This window comes from Kluyvera ascorbata ATCC 33433, from assembly GCF_000735365.1.
Lineage (GTDB): Bacteria > Pseudomonadota > Gammaproteobacteria > Enterobacterales > Enterobacteriaceae > Kluyvera > Kluyvera ascorbata.
The window spans coordinates 1-9,697 of sequence record NZ_JMPL01000144.1; the positions used below are offsets into that span (position 1 = coordinate 1).

Here is a 9,697-nt window from a genome sequence, read left to right on the forward strand (position 1 = left end):
GTACTAAACTGGTACTGGGCGCGGTAATCCTGGGTTCTACTCTGCTGGCAGGTTGCTCCAGCAATGCTAAAATCGATCAGCTGTCTTCTGACGTTCAGACTCTGAACGCTAAAGTTGACCAGCTGAGCAACGACGTGAACGCAATGCGTTCCGACGTTCAGGCTGCTAAAGACGACGCAGCTCGTGCTAACCAGCGTCTGGACAACCAGGCTCACTCTTACCGTAAGTAAGAGTTCTGGTAATAAAAATGGCGCACATTGTGCGCCATTTTTTTTTGCCTGCGATTTGCCCCGCTCTACTGCGTCACCTTCCCTGATGACGTTTCTGTGCCAACCGTTTCATTCCGCGCACTGTTCTGCACCGACAGCACCGGCTCAGCCGCAGAAGCCGTTCCTTTCCCCGTAGAGATAATCACCGGATAACCGGCACGACGCGACAGCGTTTTCTTCACCTGATCTTCGCTCACGCTTGCCTGCTGGACGAATTGCTTAAAGCCAGGGGATAACGTCATCTTCATGGTTTGCGTGTCCTGTGCTTCGTTCTGCGACAGTGGACGATGCACTTCCAGATAGCGAGAGCCATCCGGCTCTACAGCATATTTAACCGGTTCGTTGATAACCCTGACCGGCGTTCCGCTGCGCACCTGGGCAAACAGCGCTTTGATATCTGGTGCGTTCATGCGAATACAGCCCGAACTGACGCGCAGTCCGACGCTGTCCGGCGCGTTAGTACCGTGAATGAGATATTCACCGTTGCCATACGCCAGGCGCAGCGCAAAGAGCCCTAGCGGGTTACCCGGCCCTGCGGGAACCACTGCTGGCAGCGTGACGCCACGCTCCAGTGAACGCGCACGGATACCCGCCGTGGGTGTCCAGGTTGGGTTTGGAATTTTCTGCCCAACTCGCGTGGTCATTTCCGGCGTTTCCAGCCCCTGAAGACCTATACCAATAGGGTAAACCTGTACCTGCTGCTCTCCCGGCGGGAAGTAATAGAGGCGCAGTTCAGCGAGATTCACCACGATGCCTTCGCGCGGCACATCCGGCAGCAGCATTTGCGACGGGATAGTCACGACGGTTCCAGGTCTTGGCACTGGTGCAATCGTGTTGTTGGCTTCGAGGATCAGCATCGCCGCAGTATCAAAGCGTCGGGCGATGGCCTGTAGATTCTTATCACCGTCCTGAACGGTGTAGGTTTGGTTCTGGCCGATTAAACGACTGTTGGCAGGGGGTAACGGGTAGTCAACGGCCCAGGCGCTAGAAATGGCGCTGAGGGCTCCTAAAATGCTGAGTGCTAAGAGGGACGCGCGCTTCATATCTGGATTCCTTATTCATATTCACTGACAACGTGCCAGAAAGCTGAACCACCAGCGTGGCGGGCTCAGACCCGCCTTTCGTAACAGAATGAAAGCTGTCTATTTGATATTAGCTAAAACTCGCTGCTTGCGTACGAATTGCCCGAATCATCGCTTCCAGCCCCTGGGAGCGTGAGGGAGTCAGGTGCTGCGCCAGCGCCAACTGTTCAAACCAGGGGCGAACATCGAAGGCCTGAACGTCGGCGGCAGTCATTCCATCGTAAAGGATAAACACCACGGCAATCAAGCCTTTAACAATAGCGGCATCGCTATCGCCCTGTAGCGTGATTCTTCCCAACTCATCACGCCCCATTACTATCCACACCTGGCTTTGACAGCCCTGAATGATATGCTCCGGGCTGTGCTGTTCCGCGCTGAGCGGCGCCAGGCGCTGGCCCAGTTCGATGATATAGAGGTACTTTTCTTCCCAGTTTGCGCAGCGCTGGAAGTTGCGCAGCAGTTTGTCTTTATCCGGTAAAGCCGCCATTGTTGCTCCCTGTTAACCCAGTAAACGCCTGATGCGCTGTAACCCTGCGACCAGTCTGTCGACCTCTTCTACGGTGTTGTACATCGCCAGCGAGGCACGGCACATTGCGGGAACCTGATAAAACGCCATCAGCGGCATCGCACAGTGGTGTCCGGTACGCACGGCGATACCGTAATTGTCGAGAAAACTGCCCACGTCATAAGCATGATGTTTGCCGAGATTAAAGGCTATCACCCCACGGCGCTCAGCGGGACCGTAAAGATGCAGATCAGGCACGGTGGCCAGCGCGTCCAACGCATAACGCATCAGCGTCTGTTCATATTCATCAATCGCCGTCAGCCCCAATCCGTTCACGTAATCCAACGCCGCCCCCAGCCCGATAATACCGCCAGTATTAGGCGTACCCGCTTCAAAGCGCCAGGGCGCTTTGGTCCAGGTAGTACCTTCGGTCAGGCTGACGGTAGCGATCATTGAACCGCCCCCTTCCCACGGTGGCATTTCCTGAAGAATCTCGGCTTTGACGTACAGTGCGCCAATCCCGGTCGGGCCATAAAGCTTATGACCAGAGAAGGCATAGAAGTCGCAGTCAAGCGTCTGCACATCAACCGGCAGATGCATCACCGCCTGCGCCCCGTCCACCAGCACCTTCGCACCGTGGCGATGTGCCAGAGTAATCAGGGCCGGCAGCGGATTCTCTGTGCCCAATACGTTAGAGACCTGCGTGACCGCCAGCAACCGGGTACGTTCGTCAAACAATGCCTCTACGGCATCAAGCTGCAGCGTACCGTCAGGGGTAAGAGGGATAACCCGCAGCTCCGCCCCGCTGCGCGCGCAGAGCATCTGCCAGGGTACGATATTGGCGTGATGCTCCATAGCGGTGATCACGATATTGTCACCCGCTTTGACGTTACTGTTTCCCCAGCTATTCGCCACCAGGTTAATCGCTTCGGTGGTGCCGCGCACAAACACAATCTCTTCGGCGCTGGCGGCATGGAGGAAGTGCGCCACTTTCTGACGAACGTCTTCCATGCGCTGCGTGGCTTCAGCGCTTAGCGTGTGGATCCCGCGGTGAACGGCGGCATAGCCGTGACGATAAAAGGTGGCTTCGGCGTTGATCACCTGCTCCGGTTTTTGCGCGCTGGCGGCGGAGTCGAGATACACCAGCGGCTGACCGTGAACCTCACGAGCCAGCACCGGAAAGTCACCACGAACCTGTTGTACGGAAAAAGTCATTGTTTACCTCCAGCCAGACGCAGCCCAATACGCGTCAGCACATACTGCTTAAGCGGCTCAAGGACAATGGCATCGGTCAGCCCAGCGGCAAACGCATAGAGGATGATTCTTTTCGCTTCCTCTAATGCGACCCCGCGTGAGCGTAAGTAAAAGAGCTGCTCGTCGTCGATACGGCCTACGGTGGCACCGTGGCTGCACTTCACGTCATCCGCGTAGATTTCCAGCTGCGGTTTGGTATCCACTTCCGCCAGACGGCCAAGCAGCAGGTTGTTGTTAGTCATCTGCCCGTCGGTTTTGATCGCGTGCGGTGCTACGGTAATCACGCCGTTAAACACCGCCCGGCCCTTATCGTTAACGATGGTTTTATGTAGCTGACGGCTGTTGCAGTAGCCCTGATTGTGCTCAAGCCAGGTGCGGGTATCGCATACCTCGTTACCCACCGGCATCGATAGGCTGTTCACCCGAAGGGTGCTGTTTTCACCGTTTAGCTGCGTGCTGGTGTGATGGCGCGTGACCGCAGCGCCCAGCAGGAAGCTGTGGCTGAAGGCCGAGGCGTCGCGTCCCAGGCGAAGATCGTTATGGGCAAAGTGGTAACTCAGGGCGTTTTCAACGTTTAGCTTAAAATGATGAAGCTGCGCATTATCCGCCACCTCCGCGGTCAACCTTGCACCGGTAAAATGGCGCGCCGCATTCAGACTGACGTACTGTTCAATCACCGTCGCCTGCGCCCCTTCCGCCAGCCGCAGGTGATGGCGATAGTGCGCGGTGTTCATCTCATCAGAATCAAGTCCACGAGTAATATGCAGCAGCAGCAGCGGTTTTGCCGGATGTTGGTTACGCGCCACCTGAATATGGGTCACGCTGGTCGCCAGCCCTTCGGTCAGGTGGAGAAAGACTTCGCCGTGAACCGCTTCCGGCAGCGACTGACGCTGGTTATCGACTGATACCTCAAACCCGCTCACCGATAAATCGTCGCTCAGACGGGCATCGAACTGCCCATCAACAAACACCAGACGGTAAGCATCCAACGCCACCGCGTGGGCATCACGCTTTTCTGCGGTCAGCGCGGGCAGTGCCGGAGCAACGAAAGTGCTGGCAAGCAGTTTATCCAACGAGGTGTATTTCCAGTCTTCATCCTTACGTGTCGGCAAACCCAGCTTTTGTACTTGCTGGAGGTGCTGCTGCGCCTGAGGTGAAACGTTGCCGCCCCGCGACTGGAACAGCGCCTGCCACTGTTGCAGCGCGCTACTGTTGTTCGCTAAGCCAGCCATAGCCCTGCTCCTCCAGTTGTTTCACCAGACGGAAGTCGCCGGATTTCACAATTCGCCCCTGATAGAGCACGTGCACCACGTCAGGCTTGATGTAATCCAGAATGCGCTGGTAGTGGGTGACGATGATAAACGCCCGCTTGCCGTCGCGCAGTGAGTTCACCCCGTCGGCGACGATTTTCAGGGCATCGATATCCAGCCCGGAGTCCGTTTCATCAAGGATACAGAGTTCCGGTTCCAGCACCGCCATCTGTAGAATATCGTTGCGCTTTTTCTCCCCGCCGGAAAAACCGACGTTGACCGAGCGGGTCAGGAGATCCGCAGGCATCTTCAACAGATCGATTTTCTCTTCCATCAGATCCTGGAAATCAAAACGATCGAGCGGCTCCTGGCCCCGGTGCGCACGGACCGAGTTCAGCGCGGTTTGCAGGAAGAACTGATTGCTGACGCCCGGGATCTCAACCGGATACTGGAAGGCCATGAAAATGCCCTCTCCCGCGCGCTCTTCCGGCGACAGCGCCAGCAGGTCATTTCCTTTAAAGGTGACCGAACCACCGGTGACGGTGTAATCTTCACGGCCAGCCAGCGTCGCGGAGAGCGTACTTTTCCCCGAACCGTTCGGCCCCATAATGGCGTGCACCTCACCCGGACGCACGTTCAGGTTAACGCCGCGCAAAATCGCTTTATCGTCAACCGAGACCGCTAATTCTTTGATATTCAACATATCGTTTCCCTTAATCCTTAACCGACGCTGTGCTCAAGGCTGATAGCCAGCAATTTTTGCGCTTCCACGGCGAATTCCAGCGGCAGCTCCGAGAAAACATCTTTACAGAAGCCGTTCACAATCATTGAGATAGCGTCATCTTCGCTAATTCCTCGCTGCAAACAGTAGAACAGCTGATCTTCCCCGATACGTGAGGTTGTGGCTTCATGTTCCAGCTGCGCGCTGTTGTTGCGACACTCAACGTACGGGAAGGTATGCGCGCCGCAGTCCGGGCCAATCAGCATAGAGTCGCACTGGGTATAGTTACGCGCATTGGTCGCCGTCGGCATGATTTTCACCAGCCCGCGATAGCTGTTCTGGCTATGCCCGGCAGAGATCCCCTTCGAGATAATGGTCGAACGGGTATTCTTACCAATGTGGATCATTTTGGTGCCGGTATCGGCCTGCTGATGACCGCTGGTCAACGCCACCGAGAAAAACTCACCAACCGAGTTATCACCACGCAGGATGCAGCTTGGGTATTTCCAGGTGATCGCCGAGCCGGTTTCCGACTGCGTCCACGACATCTTGCTGTTTTCCCCTTCACACAGCGCACGCTTGGTGACGAAGTTGAGGATCCCCCCGCTGTTGTTGTCGCCAGGGAACCAGTTTTGTACGGTGGAGTATTTCACCTCTGCATCTTTATGGATGATCACCTCAACAACCGCCGCGTGCAGCTGGTAGCTGTCGCGTACCGGGGCGGAACAGCCTTCGATATAGCTGACGTAGCTGCCTTCATCGGCAATCAAAATCGTCCGTTCAAACTGACCCGTTTTTTCGGCGTTGATGCGGAAATAGGTCGACAGCTCCATCGGGCAACGCACCCCTTTCGGGATGTAGATAAAGGTGCCGTCCGAGGCCACCGCCGCATTCAGCGCGGCAAAGAAGTTATCGTTTTCGGGCACGACAGTACCGAGGTAGCGCTGGACTAGCTCAGGATGATCGTGGATCGCTTCGCCAAAGGAACAGAATATGATCCCCTGCTCGCCTAGCTTTTCGCGATAGGTAGTGGCGACCGAGACAGAGTCAAAAATGGCGTCCACCGCCACCTCTTTGCCTTCGCGTACCGGAACGCCGAGCTGGTTGAAGGCCGCTTCAACTTCATCGGTCAGAAAGCTGCTGGCCCCGGTTTGCTGCTGCGCACCAGGCTCGGAAGCGCAGGTATCATCGCAGTTACCGCAGGACGGCGCGGAGTAATAGCTGTAGTCCTGATAGTTCAGCGATTGATAGTGGGCTTTCAGCCAATGCGGCTCTTCCATCTGAGTCCAGGCATGGTAGGCCTTCAGGCGAAATTCGAGCATCCACTCGGGTTCATTGCGCCGGGCCGAGATGGCTCTCACCACCTCTTCGTTGATGCCTTTTGCCAGTTCGTCGGTCTGTAGTTGGGTAAAAAACCCTTCTTTATAGTTCAGCGGGCCACCGGCCCAGGTCTGGACATCGTCACTTGCATCAGTATTGCGCGTCATTATGTACCGCCTATACCCCGAAGCTTTCGCCGCAGCCACATTCGTTCTGCGCCTTCGGGTTATGATATTTAAACAGCTGGTTCAGGCCTTCCCGCACGTAATCCACTTCCGTGCCGTCAATAAACGGCATCGCGCTTAAAGGCACCCACAGCTTCGCGCCGTCGGCTTCGAACAGCAGATCGTCTTTATCCGGCTCGTTGACCGCGTCCAGCACATAGCCGAAACCCGCACAGCCGGTCTGCTTCACTCCGAGTCGAACGCCCTGAATACCGGGCTGTTGTTTTACCAGCTCACGGATATGCGCCGCCGCAGACGGAGTCAGCGTAATACCACGCCAGCTGACGTCGTTCGGATCGAAAGTTCCTGAATGCAAATCCATAGGTCTACCTCATCAGTGGAGCTACAAAGGGATAACGCTATGTTAGTGATAATGATTATCACTTCAACCCGCGCCGCGTGGGGGTATTCGCGGTTTTCCCTTTATAAATGCCTTTTTATAAGCATAGACCCTGCGACAAACGCCGAATAAGATAGATTTATTTTTACAATGCTTTGAAAATATTGGATTTATTGAGGATGATAGGTGGGTTGGCGAGATGAGCTAAAGATGTATAGCCAATGCCTATTTATTAAATCGATTTTAACATGTTCAGTGAATCAAGCACTTATTGGATAATCAGTAAGTTAGGAAAAGCGCCCTATGGACATTAAGGGACAATAGCGGACTTTTTAACGCCCCCAACGCCAAAACTCCCCCAAATTTTCCCCATAAAATGCCATAAGGCCATATTTCGTAATGCTTCGGTAGATGCGAGTGAAGCTTTGTGTACTCTATCTTGCACGAATCCACGTTATTTTTTCGCCACTTAGATGAATGACACCTTGCTGTTTTAAGATACTTTTAATCTGCAATTCCCGCTCAGGGGTCCATTCAGACCTCATATGACATTTTAGCCATGACGTCAGCGCTTCATATTTTGATGGCATGTTATTAGACTCTCTACAACATTTGAGCAGATGTTGAACCTGTTTATTAACAATATCTGCATAAACAGTGAATTTTGGATCAGGTGCTTGGTTAGCAGGGGGATTAATTTTAGTCTTTATGGGTTGTGCCGGAGTTACGCGAACACAATCCCGCCCTAATTTACACAGGTAAGCAATAACATCATCGTATCCTTTATCATTTGATATCACATGAAATTTTATATCATCGTGAAGCGTGCCACTTAGCAACCCTAATTCCAATACCAAATGAAAATCGACATTATTTTTCGAAACGGCGCTTACCCTCACGACTCTAATGGATAATTCACTTACAAGTGTTGTAGCAGGAATCTTTATGGCATCTTGTAATGCACCAGTGAATACTATTATTTTCTCGTATTTATCCAGATTTATTCCTTCAAGTGAGGATATATTTTCATAATCAATCAATGCATATATTATATCACTCAAAACCATGCCTCCATGATGTGTATAATTTTGATAATATTATATACCTATTGATATTGCGTCTGCTAAATATTTAATTATTCACGCTCTGCATCCGCAGTCATAAGTGCATCACCCATTTCCATAAACGTTTCATACTCTTCATCGCTCGGGATTTTTGGCTTTCTTTCTGCGGGTATTTTGCAGCCAGTGCAGCGCGTAGACGCGTCATCATCATGCCCCACGCCTCAGACTCACTAACGCCAAGGTGAGCCATAGCCATGTAAACCCACGAACGGACATCAAAACGCGAGCTGTACTCGCCTTGCCCTTCCCCCGTGGCTGGCGGTTGATCGCACAGAACACCGTAAGTGATAAGATGCTGCGTCAGTACAACCAGCTCGTTCGGCGGTAGCTTGCTTGGACGAATAAAAAGCTTACCGTTGGGTAGCACCCGGTATTCACCGATAACGTGCGTAATATCCTCATCACAGCCCCCTGCACGATACCAGCCACGGTTGATACCGTTTCTGTATAGCCTCTAGCCATTGCCACACGCATCAGATCCGCGTTTGTGATCTGATATTGCGGGTACCTCCAGATGTAGGTGGCTAGGATGCTGCAGAAACGTCTGCCAACCGTGGCCTTCTATTCGTCCACATCAACTTGCCGAATCTCAAAAATATAGATTGCATGAAAGCAGCATTTTTATAACCCAGTTTTTTCAGTATCGTCGCACGGTGTTGATAGATTGTTTTCGCCGCTTTGTCCGTCATAAAAGCGATTTGGGCAATAGAGAAGCCCTTAGCAAGATAGTTAAGGATAAGGGCTTCAGTTGGTGAAAGCCGTACGTAGTATGCAATACCTTCCATCGACAGTTCTGTCGCCGCAGCTCGCAAAACCTGTGAGAAGCAGTCGCGACTCTTATTAATATTGATAACACGGTCACCAGCAGCCCAAAGAGGATATACCATTCCCGTATCGTGACCTGTCAGCCATACTATCCGATCAATGCAGTTCGAATAAATAAAAGAGATGAAGTTATCACTTTTACCCTCAAGAAGAATACTGCCGTCTACAAATATCATTTTCTGTTGATTAAAGTCGATGCGTTCATCTATATAGTGGAATACATCAAAGTCTTTAAGAGAAAGTTTTATCCCCTGGTAAAGCCAATAGTTATTCGTGTACACAACTATTAGATTGCTTTTTGTGCTGGTGAACGCTGGGTTTATTTTATTATCCTCAATTAAAGTGCGCTAAAAATTAGGCAGTCGCTTTCAGATGTAACCTAACGATCTCCGGTCTTCACCTTCCTCGTAAATTCGACAACTTCACGAACAAATGCAACATCAACGAGATAGCCGTTGTTTTCTACCCGTATAAACAGATCATCTGACACATTGAATACACCCAGGATGACTTTCAATTCTCTCATAACCAACCACAGACGTTGACTCGAAGAGCTCAACCCATATTTGTCCCAGATATTTATTAGCAACTCCTGATCGGTAATTATTTTACTACCTGATTTTAGCAATAAATATTCAAGCAAGCGTGCTTTGGTTGTTCTGAGTGGGATGCTTTTCTCACTGCCATCTAAAGAAATCAAGGTTTTGTTTTCTACGGAATAATAAAGTCTATTATCAATTCTATATCCAAGAAGCTTAATATTATTATCCACCGCCACCCCGT

The 9,697-nt window shown here is 52.0% G+C and carries 12 protein-coding genes; 1 reads left to right on the forward strand and 11 read right to left on the reverse strand.

The genetic code is table 11. From position 1 onward, the window contains the following. Positions 1-230 (forward strand): murein lipoprotein Lpp (lpp, locus tag GKAS_RS20995; RefSeq protein WP_072011453.1); only part of this gene is annotated, 230 nt, incomplete at its 5' end. 65 nt (positions 231-295) lie between these two features. Here the strand turns inward: lpp and ldtE are convergent. The 11 genes from ldtE to GKAS_RS21050 form a co-directional block, all read right to left on the reverse strand. Then, complete coding sequence (gene ldtE / locus GKAS_RS21000; RefSeq protein WP_035897131.1) at positions 296-1,312, reverse strand: L,D-transpeptidase LdtE; 1,017 nt, start codon at positions 1,310-1,312, stop codon at positions 296-298. Positions 1,313-1,421: 109 nt separating this feature from the next. After that, positions 1,422-1,838: a cysteine desulfuration protein SufE gene (sufE, locus tag GKAS_RS21005; RefSeq protein ID WP_035897133.1), complete on the reverse strand. Its 417-nt coding sequence runs from the start codon at positions 1,836-1,838 to the stop codon at positions 1,422-1,424. Between the two features lie 12 nt (positions 1,839-1,850). After that, on the reverse strand, positions 1,851-3,071 hold the full coding sequence (gene sufS, locus GKAS_RS21010) for a cysteine desulfurase SufS (RefSeq protein ID WP_035897135.1): 1,221 nt from the start codon (positions 3,069-3,071) through the stop codon (positions 1,851-1,853). Further along, positions 3,068-4,342 (reverse strand): Fe-S cluster assembly protein SufD, encoded by a 1,275-nt coding sequence (gene sufD / locus GKAS_RS21015; protein WP_035897136.1) that lies wholly within the window; start codon positions 4,340-4,342, stop codon positions 3,068-3,070. Before sufD ends, sufS begins: the two co-directional genes overlap by 4 nt. After that, positions 4,317-5,063, reverse strand: a complete 747-nt coding sequence (sufC, locus tag GKAS_RS21020; RefSeq protein ID WP_035897141.1) for a Fe-S cluster assembly ATPase SufC — start codon at positions 5,061-5,063, stop codon at positions 4,317-4,319. The genes sufD and sufC overlap by 26 nt, the downstream gene beginning before the upstream one ends. A 17-nt stretch (positions 5,064-5,080) precedes the next feature. Continuing rightward, positions 5,081-6,568 carry a Fe-S cluster assembly protein SufB gene (gene sufB, locus GKAS_RS21025; RefSeq protein ID WP_035897144.1) on the reverse strand — a complete coding sequence of 496 codons (1,488 nt, stop codon included), beginning with the start codon at positions 6,566-6,568 and terminating at the stop codon, positions 5,081-5,083. 10 nt (positions 6,569-6,578) lie between these two features. Next, positions 6,579-6,947, reverse strand: a complete 369-nt coding sequence (gene sufA / locus GKAS_RS21030; RefSeq protein WP_035897146.1) for a Fe-S cluster assembly scaffold SufA — start codon at positions 6,945-6,947, stop codon at positions 6,579-6,581. Between the two features lie 452 nt (positions 6,948-7,399). Then, positions 7,400-8,026: a PIN domain-containing protein gene (locus GKAS_RS23485; protein ID WP_147281532.1), complete on the reverse strand. Its 627-nt coding sequence runs from the start codon at positions 8,024-8,026 to the stop codon at positions 7,400-7,402. A gap of 97 nt (positions 8,027-8,123) precedes the next feature. Next, entirely contained in the window at positions 8,124-8,525 is a 402-nt protein-coding gene (locus tag GKAS_RS21040) for a DUF6246 family protein (protein WP_316150784.1), read from the reverse strand. An 88-nt stretch (positions 8,526-8,613) separates the two neighbouring features. Beyond that, the gene (locus GKAS_RS21045) at positions 8,614-9,195 is read right to left on the reverse strand and encodes a helix-turn-helix transcriptional regulator (RefSeq protein ID WP_035897147.1); all 582 of its coding nucleotides are present in this window, start codon (positions 9,193-9,195) and stop codon (positions 8,614-8,616) included. Between the two features lie 98 nt (positions 9,196-9,293). Continuing rightward, on the reverse strand, positions 9,294-9,697 hold a 404-nt coding region (locus tag GKAS_RS21050; RefSeq protein ID WP_210436386.1), incomplete at its 5' end, for a hypothetical protein.

Coding starts and splice junctions, on each gene's coding strand:
- sufE (WP_035897133.1), bottom strand. CDS start 1,838: ATGGCGGCTTTACCGGATAAAGACAAACTGCTGCGCAACTTCCAGCGC.
- sufD (WP_035897136.1), bottom strand. CDS start 4,342: ATGGCTGGCTTAGCGAACAACAGTAGCGCGCTGCAACAGTGGCAGGCG.
- ldtE (WP_035897131.1), bottom strand. CDS start 1,312: ATGAAGCGCGCGTCCCTCTTAGCACTCAGCATTTTAGGAGCCCTCAGC.
- sufS (WP_035897135.1), bottom strand. CDS start 3,071: ATGACTTTTTCCGTACAACAGGTTCGTGGTGACTTTCCGGTGCTGGCT.
- sufC (WP_035897141.1), bottom strand. CDS start 5,063: ATGTTGAATATCAAAGAATTAGCGGTCTCGGTTGACGATAAAGCGATT.
- sufA (WP_035897146.1), bottom strand. CDS start 6,947: ATGGATTTGCATTCAGGAACTTTCGATCCGAACGACGTCAGCTGGCGT.
- sufB (WP_035897144.1), bottom strand. CDS start 6,568: ATGACGCGCAATACTGATGCAAGTGACGATGTCCAGACCTGGGCCGGT.